15 protein-coding genes are annotated in these 18,242 nt (G+C 60.8%); 5 read left to right on the top strand and 10 right to left on the bottom strand.

What is annotated here, in order from left to right; genetic code table 11:
• Window positions 1-30: 30 nt before the first annotated feature.
• Window positions 31-891, bottom strand: coding sequence for a TIGR01459 family HAD-type hydrolase (locus NKH37_RS27075; protein ID WP_352859359.1), 861 nt, complete (start codon window positions 889-891; stop codon window positions 31-33).
• 335 nt (window positions 892-1,226) lie between these two features.
• On the opposite strand from NKH37_RS27075, the gene NKH37_RS27070 reads away from it, so the two are divergent.
• Window positions 1,227-3,194, top strand: coding sequence for a pilus assembly protein TadG-related protein (locus NKH37_RS27070; RefSeq protein ID WP_352909496.1), 1,968 nt, complete (start codon window positions 1,227-1,229; stop codon window positions 3,192-3,194).
• Between the two features lie 122 nt (window positions 3,195-3,316).
• Entirely contained in the window at window positions 3,317-3,949 is a 633-nt protein-coding gene (locus NKH37_RS27065) for a LysE family translocator (protein ID WP_023674336.1), read from the top strand.
• A 6-nt stretch (window positions 3,950-3,955) separates the two neighbouring features.
• Here NKH37_RS27065 and NKH37_RS27060 read toward each other — a convergent pair whose 3' ends face one another.
• A complete protein-coding gene (locus NKH37_RS27060; RefSeq protein ID WP_352962305.1) occupies window positions 3,956-4,780 on the bottom strand; it encodes a DUF2189 domain-containing protein in 825 nt (274 codons plus the stop codon).
• Here NKH37_RS27060 and NKH37_RS27055 point away from each other — a divergent pair.
• A complete protein-coding gene (locus NKH37_RS27055; RefSeq protein ID WP_352856446.1) occupies window positions 4,779-4,916 on the top strand; it encodes a hypothetical protein in 138 nt (45 codons plus the stop codon). The two genes, NKH37_RS27060 and NKH37_RS27055, sit on opposite strands and share 2 nt — an antisense overlap.
• A 9-nt stretch (window positions 4,917-4,925) precedes the next feature.
• On the opposite strand, the gene NKH37_RS27050 is transcribed toward NKH37_RS27055, so the two are convergent.
• Entirely contained in the window at window positions 4,926-5,630 is a 705-nt protein-coding gene (locus tag NKH37_RS27050) for a glutathione S-transferase family protein (protein WP_352856448.1), read from the bottom strand.
• Window positions 5,631-5,737: 107 nt separating this feature from the next.
• On the opposite strand from NKH37_RS27050, the gene NKH37_RS27045 reads away from it, so the two are divergent.
• Complete coding sequence (locus NKH37_RS27045; RefSeq protein ID WP_353006983.1) at window positions 5,738-6,103, top strand: winged helix-turn-helix transcriptional regulator; 366 nt, start codon at window positions 5,738-5,740, stop codon at window positions 6,101-6,103.
• A 482-nt stretch (window positions 6,104-6,585) separates the two neighbouring features.
• Here NKH37_RS27045 and NKH37_RS27040 read toward each other — a convergent pair whose 3' ends face one another.
• The 5 genes from NKH37_RS27040 to NKH37_RS27020 form a co-directional block, all read right to left on the bottom strand.
• Window positions 6,586-7,284: a superoxide dismutase gene (locus tag NKH37_RS27040; RefSeq protein WP_084642425.1), complete on the bottom strand. Its 699-nt coding sequence runs from the start codon at window positions 7,282-7,284 to the stop codon at window positions 6,586-6,588.
• Between the two features lie 113 nt (window positions 7,285-7,397).
• Complete coding sequence (locus NKH37_RS27035; protein ID WP_352481731.1) at window positions 7,398-8,963, bottom strand: adenylate/guanylate cyclase domain-containing protein; 1,566 nt, start codon at window positions 8,961-8,963, stop codon at window positions 7,398-7,400.
• 24 nt (window positions 8,964-8,987) lie between these two features.
• The gene (locus NKH37_RS27030) at window positions 8,988-9,359 is read right to left on the bottom strand and encodes a response regulator (protein WP_023717114.1); all 372 of its coding nucleotides are present in this window, start codon (window positions 9,357-9,359) and stop codon (window positions 8,988-8,990) included.
• A 2-nt stretch (window positions 9,360-9,361) separates the two neighbouring features.
• Window positions 9,362-12,148 (bottom strand): ATP-binding response regulator, encoded by a 2,787-nt coding sequence (locus NKH37_RS27025; RefSeq protein ID WP_352481732.1) that lies wholly within the window; start codon window positions 12,146-12,148, stop codon window positions 9,362-9,364.
• The gene (locus tag NKH37_RS27020; RefSeq protein WP_023717112.1) at window positions 12,145-12,906 is read right to left on the bottom strand and encodes a Tll0287-like domain-containing protein; all 762 of its coding nucleotides are present in this window, start codon (window positions 12,904-12,906) and stop codon (window positions 12,145-12,147) included. The genes NKH37_RS27025 and NKH37_RS27020 overlap by 4 nt, the downstream gene beginning before the upstream one ends.
• 213 nt (window positions 12,907-13,119) lie before the next feature.
• Between NKH37_RS27020 and NKH37_RS27015 the strand changes: the two genes are divergently transcribed.
• Window positions 13,120-13,638 carry a CAP domain-containing protein gene (locus NKH37_RS27015; RefSeq protein WP_023717111.1) on the top strand — a complete coding sequence of 173 codons (519 nt, stop codon included), beginning with the start codon at window positions 13,120-13,122 and terminating at the stop codon, window positions 13,636-13,638.
• Window positions 13,639-13,686: 48 nt separating this feature from the next.
• Here the strand turns inward: NKH37_RS27015 and NKH37_RS27010 are convergent, their stop codons facing one another.
• The gene (locus tag NKH37_RS27010) at window positions 13,687-16,371 is read right to left on the bottom strand and encodes an EAL domain-containing protein (protein ID WP_353006980.1); all 2,685 of its coding nucleotides are present in this window, start codon (window positions 16,369-16,371) and stop codon (window positions 13,687-13,689) included.
• Between the two features lie 173 nt (window positions 16,372-16,544).
• Window positions 16,545-18,080, bottom strand: coding sequence for a DHA2 family efflux MFS transporter permease subunit (locus NKH37_RS27005; RefSeq protein ID WP_352495547.1), 1,536 nt, complete (start codon window positions 18,078-18,080; stop codon window positions 16,545-16,547).
• Between the last annotated feature and the right edge of the window lie 162 nt (window positions 18,081-18,242).

Below are 18,242 nucleotides of genomic sequence, written 5' to 3'. Positions count from 1 at the left end.
GCTTGAACCTATTGCAGTCTGGGCCTGAACTTATTGCAGTCTGGGAATCACCGCGACCGGCCTGTAGCCGTATTTTTCGAGAAAGGCCGCGAGCCTGGCCGGGTCTGGCTGCAGCGCTTCACCGTAATCGCGGGCATGGATGCCGCCCGATACGTAGAGCACGTCGAAGCCATTGTCGGCCGCGCCCTTGATGTCGGTCATCATGCCGTCGCCGATGGCCAGAACTTGCGAACGCTCGACCGTGCGGCCGAGAATGACGGCGATCTCTTTCATGGCGACCTCATAGACCGGCGCATAAGGTTTCCCGGCGATCAGCGTGCGCCCGCCAAGCTGCGCGTATTCGCGGGCCAAAGCCCCTGCGCACCAGATCATACGTTCGCCGCGCTCGACCACGATGTCGGGATTGGCGCAGATGAAGGGCAGGTTCCTGGCACGCAGCCGCCGCAGAAGATCGGCATAATCTTCCGGCTTCTCCACCTCGTCATTGAACAAGCCGGTGCAGACCACGCCGGATGCTTCGAACTCCTCGACAAGCTCGACGTCGAGACCATCATAGAGCGTGAAATCTCGATCGGCGCCTATGTGGAAGATCTTTCGCGGCCCTTCGGCGATCAGGTCGCGGGTCACGTCGCCGGACGTCACGACACGATCGTAGGCGGCGGAAGGAACACCGATGGCGTTCATCTGCGCCACCACGTCGGCGCTGCGACGCGGCGAATTGGTGATCAGCACGACAGGTATTTTCGCCGCGCGAGCAGCGATCAGCGCGGCAGCAGCCGCGGGGAAATGCCATTCGCCATTGTGCACCACGCCCCAGACATCGCACAGGATGGCTGAATAGGCTCCCGACAGGTCTGCGAGCGAACCGATGATGTCGGGCGAATCCGCCATGCCGTTGTCCCTGTACTATGATGCTTGCAAGCGCCGCGACCGACGGTCCGTAGCGGCCGGCCCGGATTAACCGAAGCGCTTCGCTCTGTCACCAGCTTTCGTTGTGCCCGCAAGATTGCCGCCCGGGGCGCCGGCGGGTAAGTGATGGCGAAAGCTTTTCTTTTCCAGCGCCTTATCCGCTTTTAGCGACTTTGCCGCGGAGAGCGCGGAGCGGCATTGCCGATTGCGGACGTGTGGTTAACGGGGATTGAAAATCCGTACCGACCTTGGACGTATTTTAGCAATCGGAAATTTAAAAATGCGTGGCATCGTCCGGGAAAAATAGGGGGGCGGGAATGCTGAAGGCAATAATCGGAAAATTCCGACACGACAGACGTGGCAACTACTCCTTAATGACTGCAATCACCATTGTGCCGCTGATGGCCGGTCTGGCGCTCAGTGTCGATTACGGGGAGTTGCTGCGCCAAAAGCACGAAACGCTGAACGCACTTGATGCGGCCGGCCTCGCCGCCGCCCAGCAGATCGTCGCCGGCGCCAGCGACGACGACGTCAAGGCCTACGCCAAGACATTTTTCGAAACCAATCTCGCACGTATCGACCCGGCGAACACAGCGCTGACCGTCACGCTGCCCAACAACAATGCCGGCGGCGGCACCTTGAAGCTCTGCGCCAGCCTCACCTTCCACCCCTATTTTCTCCCGGCCGCCAGCCTGCTGATCGGCGGCACGGCAAGCGACACGACCTTGACCGAATGTTCGGAACTCCGCCTCAAGAACACCCTCGAAGTCGCGCTTGTGCTGGATAATTCGGGCTCGATGAGCGATCTCGGCTCCGGCACCGGCGAGAAGCGAATAGACCTGCTGAAGTCGGCCGCAAAGCAGCTTGTCGATACGCTGGCGCTTCAGGCGCAGCAGATGAAGCAGATCACCAAACCGGTTCAGTTTTCGCTCGTGCCGTTTGCGGCCTCGGTCAATATCGGCCCTACCCACGACCAGGACGGCTGGATGGATCAGGACGGCATCTCCCCAATCCAGCATGAAGATTTCGACTGGACGACGATGAGCGCCGCCAACAATCCGGACAAATATGCCGAGAAGCTCAATGGCATCTGGTACAAGCGCGGCACCGGCTGGGGCGAGACCAAGGACCAGCCGCTGACGCGTTTCAGCCTCTACGCCGACATGACGGTCGAATCGGGCCGCGAAGAGGTACCCAATTCGAAGCAATATGTCTGCGACACATACAAGAAGAACGGCACCTGCCAGTACGGCCATTGGAGCGCACCGGAATATATCTATACGACGAGCCGCTATGCGAGCTGGCAAGGTTGCGTCGAGGCACGGCCATATCCCTACAATGTCGACGACACCACGCCCGACACAGCCGCGCCGGCCACGCTTTTCGTGCCGATGTTCGCCCCGGATGAGGCTGGCACTCTGTGGCTCGATTTCAACCGTGACGGCATCAACGACGTCATCAGCACGTCTTACAATTACGGCAACAACTGGTGGGCCGATTGGCCCTATGTCGCCGGTCCTACCGCTTCGCAGCGACAGTCTGACATGCGCAAATATTTCCTGGTGAAACCGTACGGTTCGCAATCCGCAGCCGCGGGTGATGGGCCGAATTCCTCCTGCACCACCAACCCGATCACGCCGTTGAAGGACGTCAGCCAGGACGCCGAGAAGCAGGAGATCAAGGATGCCATCGACGCCATGGCGCCGAACGGAAACACCAACGTACCGGAGGGACTTGCCTGGGGCTGGCGAACGGTATCGAGCAACCCACCGTTCACCGATGGCCGGCCGAACAGCGAGAGGGGCAACGACAAGGTGGTCGTGGTGCTGACCGACGGAGCCAATACCTATAGCGCCGTCAGCGACGGCAGCTACGCCAACAACAGGTCGACCTACGCCGCCTACGGCTACACTGGCCTGACCTATCCGGGATCTGGAAGCGTGACCCGCCTGTTCATGAATACCAGCACCGATATCGGCAAGACGACCTATACCGGTGCCAACTACACGGCAGCACTCGACGAGCAGATGAAAACGCTCTGCGCCAATGCAAAGAATTCGAACATTCTGGTGATGACGGTGGCGCTCGACCTGTCGCCCACAGATACTGGCGACAAGAAGGCGATCGATGCGCTGAAGGCGTGTTCCTCGGATTCGCGCTTCCGCAAGGATCCGGCCGACCCGAGCAAGCCGGCCAAGCTGTTCTGGAATGCGACGGGCGCGACGCTGTCCGACAATTTCAAGGAAATCGCCAACGAATTGTCGAACCTACGCATCGTCGGCTGAAGGCGATGGGATTGGCGACGTAAAGGCAGAGGGGCGCAGCGCGCTGGCGCAAAGGCTCCTGCCCTCATGCCCTTGCGGGTGGGGGAAGCATGTGGTGAGTGTCCCCATCCGGAGATACGCTCTTGCCTGAACCCGCCAACCATCTCGCCTTCGCGCTGGTCTGCCTCGGCATGGTGCTGACGCCCGGCCCGAACATGATCTATCTGATCTCGCGCTCGCTGTCGCAAGGGCCGAAGGCCGGGCTGATTTCGCTGGGCGGCGTGGCGCTCGGTTTTTTATTCTACGTGCTGTCGGCGGCGTTCGGTATCACAGCGCTGCTGCTCGCGGTGCCCTTCGCCTATGACGTGCTGCGCCTTGCCGGCGCGCTCTATCTGCTGTGGCTTGCCTGGCAAGCGGTGAAGCCGGGCGGGCGCTCGCCCTTCCAGATCCGCGAACTGCCTAAGGACAGGCCGCGCAAGCTGTTCGCCATGGGCCTGATGACCAACCTGCTCAACCCGAAGGTGGCAGTGCTCTATCTGTCGCTGCTGCCGCAGTTCATCAGCCCCGGCAAGGGCCACGTGCTGTCGCAGCTTCTGGTGCTCGGTGCCACGCAGGTCGCCATCAGCCTGACCGTCAACGCCATCATCGCGGTGACGGCCGGCTCGATCGCCATCTTCCTCGCCGGGCGGCCGCTATGGCTGGTGATCCAGCGCTGGATGATGGGCACGGTGCTGACCGCGCTGGCCGTCAAGATGGCAACCGACGCGCAACGCTGATCGGTCCTACATCGGCCGCCTGACCTGCTGTGCCCGCTCCGGTTCGACCACCCTGCGGTAGAGATGCCAGGTCGCGTGGCCAAGGACGGGCATGACGACGGCAAGCCCGGCAAATAGCGGGATCGAGCCGATGACCAGGAGCACGGCGACCATCAGACCCCACAGCGCCATCTGCAGCGGGTTTGTCATAACTGCGCGCGCCGACGTCTCGACTGCCGAGACCGCGCCGACATCGCGGTCGAGCAGCAGCGGAAAGGCGACGACAGTCGTCGCCAGCACGATCGCGGCGAAGGCGAACCCGGCCAGGTTGCCGAGCAGGATCAGTGTCCAGCCCTTGCTGGTCGTCAGCACCTCGCGAATAAAGCCGACGATAGAGGTCGGAGGCCGATTGCCGTACAGGCTGGTGTAGATCGATTGCGCGGTGAACAGCCAGAGCAGGAACAGTACCAGCAGCATGATGCCGATGACCGCAATCGCGGGCAGCGCCGGCGAGTGGCGCACGTCGAGCGCATGCCACCAGGATGTATCCATGCCGAACTCGCGCCGGCGGCTGATTTCGTAAAGCCCGATAGCGGCGAACGGACCGACCAAAGCGAAGCCGGACATCAGCGGATAGATGAGTTGGATGGCGTTCGAGCCCGACGTCCACTGCGTCAGGATCAGGCCGACCACCGGATAGATCAGGCACAGGAACACATAATGCGACGGCTTTGCCCAGAAATCCTCTACGCCGAGACGGAGCGCATCGATCAGATCCTCGGTGCTGATGCGGCGCACCGTGGGCTGTACATGCATTCCACGTGCGTCCGCCATGACATGAAAGCCGGCCATGACCTTTCTCCCGTGTGTCGGGGCGGTCACCGCCAGGATGGCCGCCCGCAGCTGCCACTTCAAAAACGGCGCTATGATAGCCGATCTCGGCGCGCTTGTCGCCACCACCCGGCGCCAGGGCGCGCCGGGCGGCTGAACGAACAGATTAGGCCGCGAAGCGATCGATCACCTCGGCCAGCCGCACGTGACCGAGGCAAGCGCCTGACCCGGCCGGCTTTTCACCATCCTCGATGGCCTGCGCAAATCGCACGTCCGGATCGCTTTCGATCCGGCGGCGCAACGCCGCCAGCTTGGGATAAGCTGCGCCGTCGACCGCCTTGTGGAACTCCGCCCAGCGCGCCACGCCGATCAGCGTGGTATCGGCAAGCGTCAGCCGGTCGCCGACCAGGAAATCCGTGTCGAGGATCATCGCCTCGAGCTGGTCATGGCGGTTGGTAACGACCTTGCGGCCAAAGTCACGCAAGGTTGCCAGCAGCACCGGCTCGGCCGATTCCATTTCATATGCGGCCCAGAGCGGGGTGAAAGCGGCGGTGAAGCCGGTGTTCACGAAAGCCATCAGCTGGTGCATCCGGTCGGCTTCCGGCGAGCGAGGCTCAAAGCTGATACGACGTTGCGTATCGCGGGCTTCGAGCCAAGCGGCAATCGCCATGGTCTCGGTGAGCACCCTGCCTTCGTCGGTGATCAACACCGGCGTTTCCTGACGGCCGTTGATGCTGGCATAGGCGTCGTTCTTCATTTCAGTGAGCATGTCGACTCGACTCAGGCGGTAGGGCTGTCCGACGCGTTCAAATGCAGCGACGAGCCCCATCGAACTTCCCAGCGGGAAGCCATAAAGGAGGATAGGTTCCATTTCTTTGTCTCTTCCATAATTTAGGGATTACGCTGCGCAGCGAAACTTGACCCTAAACGCTGGTCGCCCCATGTAAATTACGCACTATTCTGTAACCAGGTCCCCCCATGAAAGATGTCGTCTCACGCTGCCCGATCGAAGAGACCATGCGTGTGCTCAGCGGTCGCTGGCCCACCTTGCTGCTCTACTATCTCAAGGACGGCACCAAGCGCTTCAGCGATCTGAGGCGTGACAACCCGACCGTGTCGCACCGCATTCTGGCTCTCGAACTGCGCAAGCTGGAGGACGCCGGGATTGTGCGGCGAACGGCGCATGCCGGCTATCCGCTACGCGTGGATTACGACCTCACGACGCCCGGTCTCAAGCTTGTGCCGCTCATCGAGGCCTTGGGCAGATGGTGGGAACATACCGGGGACGACGGGGTCGGCCAGGCTCCACCGATGCCGGAAACGAGGCTAGACACAGCGGCCTAGCCGATCGTGAAAATCTGACGCTTGCTATCCGAGGCTGGACAACCGCTTTGGATAGGATCCGGCCGAATATCGGAATGCACGGACAGCGCCAGAAGCTGTCATTGCCGAGCAGATACTCTAACGTCGCGTTTGGGCCGGAAGCGGAGATCCGCTTTCGGGATGATTGGGCCAAAAAGCTGACCTTCGCGTCCAGCATAGCGTGGGCTGGTTTGCGCCACTTGCGGACCTTTGCCAATGATGCCGCGAAGGTCGCGTCTCGGACCCGTTGCTGCCCTTCGGTCACAGCTTGGGGCATATCAAAGGTGTGAACACGACAGACAAGCCAGTCGCGGAAATTGGCAACCGGGATGTCTGAACCGAAGGCGCTACCCCAGCCGGCGAACCGCTCGGTATTCGCGCGAGACGCTGAAAAAAACAGCTGTGACCACGAACGCGGCCGGCTGCTGCGGCTGAAGGGACGAGGCGTCGCGATCTGCGGCCCCTCAGCCGGTCGACTTCTTGAAGTTGGCGAGGGCCTTGTCCCAGTTCACCACGCGCCACCATTCCTTGAGGTAGTCGGCGCGGCGGTTCTGATACTTGAGATAATAGGCGTGTTCCCAGACGTCGACGCCAATCACCGGACGCGCCCCTAGCTCGAGCGGCGTGTCCTGGTTGGCTGTGCTGACGATGTCGAGCTTCTTGTCCTTGTTCACGACAAGCCATACCCAGCCGGAGCCAAAGCGGCCAAGGCCAACCGCCGTGAGCTTTTCGGTCAGGCCCGCATAGCTGCCGAAGGTGCTGCTTATGGCGGCGTTGAGGTCGCCACCGGGCTGGTTGGGGCCCCCGGGAGTCATCAGCTCCCAGAAGTGAGTGTGATTCCAATGTCCCCCAAGATTGTTGCGCACGCCTTCCGGGACCTTGCCCAGATCTGCCAGAATAGCCTCCATCGGCGTGCTGGCGAGCTCGGGCCAAAGCGGCACGAGTTGATTGCAGGCATTCACATAAGCGGCGTGATGGCGGTCGTGATGGATCATCATCGTGGTCGCGTCGATGTGCGGCTCTAATGCGTTGTTCGCGTAGCCGAGCGGTGGGAGCTTGAAGGGTTGGGTCTCCTGCGCAAAGGCCGCGGCGCCCAACAGGGTTGTGTTGGCTGCCGCGGCCGATGCTCCTGCGAGAAATAGAAGACTCTGACGCCTGTTCATGGTGTAGCTCCGGGTGAAAGTGGAACGCCAATGCTGCATGCTGTTCGTTTACGAGGTGTCGCGACTCCAAGCATCGCTTCGCGAAATTCCCTGAGGGTTAGCCATTGTTCCGATCAGTGTTGAACGAGATAGGTTTCAATCCTGCCGACACCTGCCAGTTCTACATTACAGCGCGGTTCGAGCTTCCAGGAGGTGTGCAGGGCCTGCTTGGTTGCCTCCGAAATCTGCATGCGGTCGGCCACGCCCTGGGACTCGAGCCGGCTTGCAATATTCACGGTTTCGCCCCAGACGTCGTAGACGAACCGATGCCGGCCGATCAGGCCCGCGATCACCGGTCCCGTGTGCACGCCAATGCGGATCCGAAAACCATCGTTGCCCCACGCTAAGGGCTTCAACGCGTCCAGCATGGATTTCCCCAGTGCCACGATCCTGTCGGCATGGTCAGCTGCCGGTTCCGGAACACCGCCCGCAGCCATATAGGCGTCTCCGATGGTCTTGATTTTCTCCACGGCATGCTTCTCCGCCAAGACGTCGAACGTGCTGAATAGCCCGTCGAGGCGTTTGATCAGGTCCGACGGCGGCAACCTTGCCGCTATGCTCGAGAAACCGACAATATCGGCAAAAAGAATGGTCACTTCATCGAACCGGTCGGCAATGAACTCTTCGCCCCGTTGCAGCCGTGCCACGATCTGACCGGGCAGGATCGCATGGAGAAGCGAGTCAGCCCGCCGCTTCTCCGCCTCGATCCGCTGAAGATACTGGTGCTCGCGGTCGAGCCAACGTTTCTTCTCCAAACTCGAGTTGATCCGGGCGCGCAGCAGGACCGGATTGAAAGGTTTAGGCAAGTAGTCGTCGGCCCCCGCCTCGATGCAGCGGACCACCGCGTCCACTTCGTCCAACCCCGATATCATGATGACAGGGATATGCCGCCATCGGCGCTCCGCTTTCAATCGCGAGAGCACCTCGATGCCGTTCATGTCCGGCATTAGGACGTCCAGCAGAACTAGGTCGAACTCGTGTTCCGCGAGGTGAGTCAGCGCCGACGGACCGGACTCGGCAGTGACTACCTGATGACCGTCACGTTGCAAGCGGCGCGAGAGGAGACCGCGGTTGCTGGTGATGTCGTCGACGACAAGTATGCGGCCACCGTGACCGGAGCTTGCGTCGTGCTCTGCCTTGATCAGTGCCCGTTCGAGCCCTGCCACATCGATCTCAGCCTGATCCGTGGTCCGCGGTTCCTCGCTGTCGGGTGCGCGCGAGAGGCCGGCAATCGCATCGACATGCGCCAGCAACTCAGCCGCCGCGGCGAGCATCACCCTGACATCCTCTTCCAGCGCGTATTCGTGCAATTCTTCGGCTTCTTCACGAATCATTTCGGAATAGCCGATGATGGCGTTGAGCGGCGTTCGCAAGTCGTGGCGCAGTTTCGCCTCGATCTCGACCCCTGCCCGGTTCTGATTGTCCGCTTTGCCGTGGATCAAGCTGTCGATCAGGCTACTCAATTCGCAAGCAGCGGCGCCAACCTTCTCTAGATCCGGTCTCATGTGGGCCAGACCGAGGTCCTGCACCTGCTCGGTTAGCAACTCCTGAAATCCTGAGATTGCCCGCGCCGGTCCGGCGAGCTGTTGCGCCAGATGGACGGCGATCGCATGGCGTTGGAACTTGTTCTTAGCAGGCATATTTTCAAACCGTCGGTCCGCGCCTCATCGATTCGCGGCAAGCAATTGTTCAATTTTCTGGACAAGTCGCGACAGGTCCACCGGCTTGCTATCGTAGTCATCGCAGCCTGCCTCGAGCGCCATTTCGCGATCGTTGGCCATCGCGTGCGCAGAAAGCGCAATGATCGGGATCCCGGAGGTGGCCGGATCAGCCTTGATCCGCCGGGTCGCCTCCCACCCGTCCATGACCGGCAAGCTCATATCCATGAGGATGAGATCGGGCCTTTCCGAAACGGTGAGTTCCACGCCCGACTGTCCGTTTTCCGCAATGAGGACTTCGAACCCACGCCGTGACAACCGCCGCAAAAGCATGTCGCGGTTCAATTCGTTGTCTTCTACCAGAAGGATCCTCGTCATCTTTAGCTTCCTTCAGCCATGGGGGCGGTTCCGCGATCGGCAATGCTGGCACCTGTCGACCCAAGTGGGAAGATCTGGCGCTCGAGGGCCTCGACCAACTGAGACCGACTATTTGCGCCCTTGATTACAACCGCGACCGCCCTGTCGCGAAGCCACTTGAGCTCGTCCGCCGATAAATCCTTGGAAGTCACGACGACGACCGGAATGTTCTGAAGCTCGGGCACCTGCTGCATCTCGTTCAGGGTCTGGAACCCGTCCATTTCGGGCATCAGCAGATCAAGCAGGACCAGACGCGGTAACAACCGCTTCATCAGCTTGAGGCCGCGCAGGCCATCGCTTGCCTCGTGAACCCGCCAATCCTTCTTGATCAGGATACGCCGAAGGAAGTCGCGGGAGGCTTGATCGTCGTCAATAACAAGCACATCGCGGTTGCCGCCGCCGCAAGCCTCTATTGTTCGTATAAGCTTCTGGGTGTCGATCGGCTTCGTGAGGTATTCGACCGCACCGAGTGAGAGGCCGAGTTCGCGATCTGCAAGTATCGTCGCAAGGATTACCGGAATCTCGCAGAGCTCCTTATCGCCCTTCAGTGAGCGCAGCACTGACCAGCCGTCCTGATGCGGCATGATGATGTCGAGAACGATTGCGGCCGGGCGATGCGCTCGCGCCGCGGCTATGCCTTCCTCGCCGCTTGCTGCTTCGATTGATGCCAGTCCCGCCTCAGCCAAGGACCTGGCGATGAGAGTTCGGGCGGCTGGTTCGTCATCTATGATCAGAACCGCCTGCTCCGAGGGCCTCGACGACAGCGGCTCGGCGGGTTTCTGCTCGCCAGGTTCTTCGTCGCACTCGGCTGGAATCTCCATTGTGAAAGTCGAGCCTTTTCCGAACTCGCTTTTAACGGTTACAACGCCTCCGATCATGCGGCAGAAACTCCGGGTTATGCTGAGGCCCAATCCCGTCCCGCCGTAGTTGCGAGTGGTGGAGGCGTCTGCCTGCGTAAAAGCATCAAAGAGCCGTTCTTGCTGCTTTGGCGTCATCCCGATCCCGGTGTCGGACACTGTGAATATCAGCCAGTCGCCGTCCGATCTCCTCTCGCGTCGAATCGCCAGTGTTACACGGCCCCCCTCGGTGAACTTGGCTGCGTTACTGAGGAGATTGAAGAGGTTCTGACGCAACTTCGTCTGGTCCGAATGCATCTTCCCGAGGTCGCCCGCGAGGTCCATAACGAAACTGTTTCGGTTTTTCGCCATCAGTGGCGCGACTGTGGCCTGGACATCGCGCAACAAGTCGGCGACGTCGAAAGTCTCGAGGAAATTTGCCATCTTATTTGCCTCGATCTTCGACAGATCGAGGATGTCGTTGATGAGCGCGAGGAGATGGCGACCGGCCCCGGCGATCTTTTCCACATCTGGCACGAACTCATTCATTTGCTGGTCGCTCGCCTCTTCGATCAGCATCTCGCTGTAGCCAATGATCGCGTTCAGTGGAGTGCGCAGCTCGTGGCTCATGGACGCGAGGAAGCTGCTCTTGGCCTCATTTGCCGCTTCAGCATGACTCTTGGCCCGCTCGAGTTCGACCTCTCTCTGCTTCAGTTCCGTGATGTCGGTGTAAACGGCGACGGTCCCGCCGTCAGGGGTCTTTCGTTTGCTGACGCGGACCCAGCGTTCTCCGAAGCGACCCTCGTGGACGAAGCCTGCCGGATCCTTCTGGATGCGCAGCCTCTTCGCAATCCATTCCTCCGGCGACGCGCCCTCAAGGTCGACGTGCCCGCTCGCCAAGCGTCTTTTCAGAATATCCTGAAGGCTTTGCCCCGGCAGAGTAGCTCGGTCATTGTCGGGAAAGATTTCGCAGTATTTGCTGTTGGCAAGAAGGACCTTGTCCTCCGAATCGAACAGGACAAATCCGTCAGAAATCGCCTCGAGTGCCGCTCCGATCGTCCGTCTTTGCCGCTCCGCCTCATCCTCCAGTCGTTGCTTTGCAATTGCGCTCGCCCGGAAAAGCCGAAGCGTCCGCGCCATCGCGCCGAGCTCGTCCCCTCCCTCTGCCTGTATTTCGACGTCGTAGCGTCCTTCCGTCAGATTTCCGATTACCCGGTTCAGCCGCCGCAACGGTCCGACGATCGAGCGAAGAACAAGGATGGTGAGAAGTGACCCGATCATCACCACGATGGCCACCAGAACGGCAGCAGTAGTCGCCGTTTTCTGGGTTTCCGTTACGACCTCGTTGCGAGCGGCTTCTGCCTCGGCGCTCGCTCGGTCGACGAGTTTGTTAAGCGCAGCATCCACGTTTGCGCTGTGGGTGCGCGCCTCGGCGAGGAGAGTGTTGCCGATGATGCGGTTGTCTTGAGTATAGCTGTCTGCCGCCTCCAGCGCTGTTTTGACATAGGCATCCATCTCAACGCGGATTTCCCTGACCGCATCCGGTGATGATTTCGAAAGGCGGTCCAGATGTGCCAGTAGTCGCTCGCGCGCCTGCTCGGCATTACGCTGGGAATTCATCAACAAGCTAACCGACAGATCAGTCAGCCAGTATCGCAATTCGCCGAATGTTGCGTGCGCCGCAGCCGCAGTGGACGCGGCGTCGAAAAATGCTTTGGTCTCCGCAGTTCGATCTGCACTGCGATAAAGTGCCTGTGTGAGAAAGATTGACGATACGATAAGGCTGATAAGGCCGGCCGCTGTCAGCGCAGCTATGCGGGCCGAAATCGGTAGATGGGCAAAGGGACGCGCAAAGGGCCTCGCCGGCGCCGATACCGTTTCCACGCGGTGCGGTGATTGTTCCAAAGCGCTCATTTGAACAAGACGATGCTTATCGCGCCTCCCAGATCGCCCGCTTTGCCGCCCTCCTTTGGGTATCCTGTCACGTCGATCTCGCCCTTCGGCTCGCCGTGGCAGGAAAGACACGAGCCAGTATAGTATTCGGGCAGCAGCATTCGAAATGCAGGGCGCCCATCCGCCTCGGTGACTTCCGTGTAGGCTTCTCCCTTTGCTCTCTGCGGATCCAGCAAGACGCTTTCGATGATCCGTGCTTCCCATGCGTCCGGAAGCGATTTGCGGTTGCGCACGAGTTGCTCTGGCGCGGTCACGCGCACCCGAGCTTCGTTGCCGGCCTTGGCAGCGAACTTGTCATTCATCAGACGCGCAAACACCGCTGGCACGAAGCCTTTGAAAGCGGTTCCCGCGCGGTTGATGTTATCTTGCTGTTCGTCCACCACCTCTCGCATCGCCTCAATCTGGGCCTCAAGCAGACGCCGGTCGCGCTCGGTCAATCCGCCCGAAAGCGGGTCGTGGCCGGTGTGTTTTGAGTATGCGGCGATGGCTTCTCTCGTAATGCGCTCACCGTCGAGGTGCTTGTCGCCAAGAGCAGGATCATTGATGAGCGTCTGATAGTTCGAGATGATGCTTCGCCCCGCACGGAGCAATTCCGCGAGTCGCGTTCCCGTCACGACATCCTCGGTAACTCCCGCTCCGATGGCAGACGACACGACGAGTGCGCAGCCGACAAGAACAGCGGCAATGAAAGTCCGGGTCAACGTTGACATGGCGGACATTTCCGTTCCCTTCAAGGACGGCCTTTAGGGTATATTAGCATAACACGATAAAAGGCGGGGACCCAGCGGCAAACTTTGCTGGTTCCGCAACGAACAGTCTGGGCGACTTGCGACCCGCGAGCTCGGCCCTTTTTGTTGCGCTGTGGGTCGGCTTGAGCGAGATTCTAATCGCCTGCCCGGCAAAAGCCATGATCACCGCTATGTCAGGCGGGCATGACCGTTGCGAGAATTGAAAATTATGAAGGCAAACCAAGCCTGAACAGGCGCATGCTGCTCAGAGCTGCCGGCCTTGGCGCCCTTGCCGGGCTCGCCGCCTGCGCAACCGCCGTGCTGCCCACCGGCGAAGGCGCCGGTGTCTCTGCTTCCGCGGCCGGCACCCTGAGCGGCATTCGGGCCTCAGCCGGTCTTGGACCGCTTGTCGCCGATCCTCGTCTCGAACAGGCGGCCTTGCAGCAGGCCGGCTACATGGCGCGCCGCGGCCGCATGAATCACACCACCGGCTGGGGCAAGGACTTTGCCTCGCGCGTCAAAGACAATGGCATTGCCGGCGCCGCCGCCGAGAACATCGCCGAAGGCCGCTTCGACCAGCAGAAGCTGTTCGATATCTGGGTGCATTCGCCAGGCCACCGCCGCAACATGCTAGACCCGCGCTTCACCCGCTTCGGCCTCGCCTATGTACGCGACGGCCGCGACAACACGCTTCGCTACTGGTGCCTTGTGCTCGGAAGATAGCACGGTTTCGCCTTTGGTCGGCGGAGTCCGTGCCGGATGATCGAGCCGTCAGTCTTTGCGGCCGCCGAGCAACTCCTCGATGTCCTGCGCACAAACCGGTCTGCTGAAATGATAGCCTTGCATTTCGTCGCAATTGTTCCTGCGCAGGAAGGCCACCTGATCATCTGTCTCAACGCCCTCGGCAATGACCCTCAGGTTGAGATTTTGCCCCAATGAAATCACCGCGCTGGCCACAGCCTGGTCGTTCTCGTCGGCGGCAAGATCCTTGATGAAGGATTTGTCGATCTTCAGCCGCGCCACGGGAAAGGTCTTGAGTGCGCTGAGGCTGGAATAGCCTGTGCCGAAATCATCGATCGAGATCTGGACACCCAGGCTTTGCAGGGCGTTCATGGTCGCGACGGCGAGCTCGATATCCTGCATGATAAGGCTCTCGGTCACCTCCAGCTCGAGATACCTGGCCTCCAGGCCGCTGTCCTTCAGCGCGCTGACGATGCGATCGATCAGGTTGCGCTCCCTGAATTGCCGCGCCGACACATTCACGCAAACGGTCAAGGGCGGCAGCCCGGCGTCTTGCCAGGCTTTGTTCTGCCGGCACGCCTCATGCAGAACCCAGTCGCCGATCGGTACGATCAGACCTGTCTCCTCGGCGGTCGGGATGAACATCGTCGGCATTATCGTGCCAAGCGTTGGATGGTTCCAGCGTATCAGCGCCTCGACCGCAAAAATCCGACCTGACCGAAGGTCCACTTGCGGTTGGTAGAGCAGAGTGAATTCCGAACGCGCCAAGGCGTTTCGCAACTCTTCCTGAAGCACGAATTTTTCATGCGCCCGGGTATTGAACTCCGGAGCGTAAAACTGGAAATTGTCGCGGCCGAACTCCTTGGCGCGATACATGGCCGCATCGGCATTTGCCAGCAGCGTATCGGGATCAGTCCCATCCTTCGGATAGTTGGCAATGCCTATGCTGGCCGTCGCCCGCACAAGATGCGCTCCGAGCCGAACCGGTTCGGCGAGTGCCGACCTGAGCTTTTGCAAGGTCTCGGAAACGAGATCGACGTTCGCCGGCTGGTCGAAAAGCACGATGACGAATTCGTCGCCGCCAAGCCGCACGACGGTATCGGTTGCCCTCACGCAGTCGACCATGCGACTTGCGACGATCTTCAGAAGCTCGTCTCCGGCATTGTGGCCGAGCGTGTCGTTGACAAATTTGAAATTGTCCAGATCGATGAACACCACCGTCACCCAGCGATCGTATCGCTGGGCGTACAGGACCGCCTGCGAAAGCCGATCCTCGAGCAAGGCGCGATTGGGAAGCCCAGTCAGCACGTCATGGTTGGCCATGAAGTGGATCCGGTCTTCGGCCTGTTTGCGTTCGATGGCGATCCCGGCGATGCGCGTGGTGAAATCGATCAAGCGGGTCTCGGCCTCGGTCGGTTCGCGCACTGCCATCGAATACATCGCAAAGACGCCAAGCACGACGCCCTGATGCGACAGGATCGGGGTCGACCAGCATGAACGCAAACCATGGGGCCGCGCGAGTTCGCGATAATCCTGCCAAAGCGGATCCTGCATGATGTCAGCGACGATCACCGGTTCGCGCCGATAGGCAGCGGTTCCGCAAGATCCTGCCGTGGGACCGACCGCGGCGCCGTCGACGGCGTCGGTGTAGTCTCTCGCCAGGCTCGGCGCGGCGGCGTGGCGCAAATGGGTGCCATCCTTGTCGAGCAGCAAGACCGAACCGAATATCCCCGCCAGTTGGGACTCGACCAGACGCATGAGCCGCTCGAGCACGTCTTCGAGGGGAGCGCTCTTTGCGATCATCTCGAGGATATGCGCCTGCCCGTCGCGAAGGATTTCGGCCCGCTTGCGCGCAGTGATGTCGCGGGCAATGCCGACGAGTCCGAAAATGTTGTTTTGAACGTTGCGCAACGGCAGTTTCGTCGACAGGAACCATTTGCCGGTGCCTGACGCATCGACGACGAACTCCTCCTCGTCGATCATCGGTTGTCCGTCGCGCATCAGTTGCTGCTCGACGAAGCGAAATTTCTGCGCAAGATCCGGCGCATGAAGGTCGAAGTCGCTCAGGCCGATCATGTCGCTCGTGCTGTCTCGACCGCTGTCGGACGCAATGGCTCGGTTGGCGACGACGAAGCGGCTTTCGGTGTCCTTCACCCACATGTAGTCAGGCACCAGGTCGATCAGCGTCTGCAAGGAGATACGCTCGTCGACAACCAAGCGGTTGGCGCTGAGCTCGCTGATGTCCTCGTGCGTGGCCACCCAGCCGCCGTCAGGCATCGGTTGATGGCAGACCTGAATTGTCCGGCCATCGGCGAGCTCGGCTGTCCAGTTCCCCGAAGCAGTGCCCGAATTGACTGCCCGGGCCAACGCCAGATAGGCGTCCGCATTCATTGCCGAGGTCCCGACAGCGACGCGCCGCTCGACGATTTCGCGCAGCGCCGCCCCCGGCTGCAATTGCTCCGGCGCAAGGCGATAGATTTCCGCATAGCGCCGGTTGCACAGGATCAGCCGTTCATCGGCGTCAAAAAAGCAGATGCCTTGCGAGATGTTCTCGATCGCAGTCTGGAACCGCAGTGCCTGGTCTTGAAGCGCTGCAATCGTGGCGCGAAGCTCGCGCTCGAGCGCCTCATATGAGGCAGTCGCCAGTTGTGCCAGCGTCGTCAAATTGGCGGATTCGGGCACTTCGGCGGTTTGCCTGGATGATTTCGTGGCCAAACACAGTTCCTCCCGCTGATGCTTGAGGCAAGCAAAGGAGGCTCGCCTTCAACCCAAAAGCGAGTGCATATTGGTCGGGATATACTAATGGCAGGTGAACCGGCTTAATGCCGACCCGACCGGCACAGGCAACGGAAGCCGTGAGCCAGTCGCGGTTGCCGGAGCCGTGAGACTTAGTCCATATGCGCGGCAGGCGCTCCACCGGCGGGCGGCGCAGCCTTTGGCTTGCGCAGCAGGAAAACAAACGGGACGGCAAGCAGTGTCATCATCATCAGCAGCTTGAAGTCATTGACGTAGGAGACCATCATCGCCTGGATATTGACCATGCCATCCATCAGCGACAGCGCCGTCGGATCGCCGCCCGCCGCTGCCGGCGACGCCGCCCAGAGGTTGGGATTGAACGGATTGATATAGGCCGAGAGCTCAGCGTGGTTGATCTGCGTGTTGCGTACCAGCAGAACCGTCACCACCGACACGCCGATCGACGAGCCAAGATTGCGCACCAGGCTGAACAACGCCGTGGCATCGGTGCGGAAGCGTGCGTCCAGCGTGGCGAAGGCCACGGTGGACAGCGGCACGAACACCATTCCCATTCCAAGGCCCTGGATGACGCCGGAGCTGAGGATAAGCCAGTTGTCCATCTGCGGCGAGAAGCTGGACATCGTATAGAGCGATTGCGCGGTCAGCAGGAAGCCGATGACGACGAGGATCCTGGCATCGATCCTGTGCATGATCCGCCCTACGAACAGCATCGCGATCATCGTGCCGACACCGCGTGGCCCCAGGACGATGCCGATGGTGAGGGTCGGATAGCCGAAGATGGTCGACAGCATTGGCGGCAGCAGCGACATGCTCGCCAAAATGAGCACGCCCATGACAAAGATGAACGCCAGCCCGGTGACGAAATTGCGATCGAGGAAGATCTTCGGGTCGATAAAGGGGTGCTCCGCCGTCAACGTGTGAATGGTGAATACCCAGAAGCCGGTGATGGAAAGACCAAGCTCGATCCATATCTCGATCGAGGAAAACCAGTCGACCTCACCGCCACGATCGAGCATCAGTTGCAGCGCGCCGACACCGAGCGAGAGCATGGCGAAGCCGAAGAAATCGAAGCTGCGCACCCGCCGGGCAACGCTGGGGAGATATGCGGCCATGCCGAGGAAGGCGATGATGCCGACCGGCAGGTTGATGAAGAACACCCAGCGCCAGTTGAAATTCTCGGTCAGCCAGCCACCCAGCGTCGGGCCAAGGATCGGTCCCAGCATGATGCCGGCGCCCCAGATGGCCATGGCCTGGCCGTGGCGTTCCCTAGGGTTGATGTCGAGCAGGAAGGTCTGCGACAGCGGCACGATGGCCGCGCCGAAGACGCCTTGCATCAGCCGGAAGAGAACGATGGTCTCCAGGCTCCAGGCGATGCCGCACAGCATGGAGAAGACGGTGAAGCCGACCACCGCCGTCAGGAACAGCTCCTTGCGACCGAAGCGGTCGGCAAGCCAGCCGGTCACCGGCGTCATGATCGCGGCGGCAACGATGTAGGAGGTCAGCACCCAGTTGATGTTGTCGGGGGAGGCGCCGAGATCGCCGGTCATGGTCGGCAGCGCGACGTTGGCGATCGTCGTGTCGAGCGCCTGCATGATCGTCGCCAGCATGAGCGCAACTGTGATCAGGCCGCGGTGCGGTACTTCGCGAAAGGGTTCTGGGGTGCTCATGACGTAAAACTTCCAGCAGGTAACAAAAACGTGTACATTAGGTTTCCGGACGGCGAGGCCCTCGCTGCAGAGAGACCCTCATCGCGGTGGGACGCGAGCATCGATGTGGGGGTTACATCGACTGAGCGTCTCGACAAAGCGGGCGCCTGCCGCCCGGAAACC

Origin of the sequence: Mesorhizobium sp. M1217 (genome assembly GCF_040318275.1) — a bacterium.
Taxonomy (GTDB): Bacteria; Pseudomonadota; Alphaproteobacteria; order Rhizobiales; family Rhizobiaceae; genus Mesorhizobium.
Note: the sequence above shows the minus strand (reverse complement) of the source record. Positions and strands in the feature narration are given on the sequence as shown.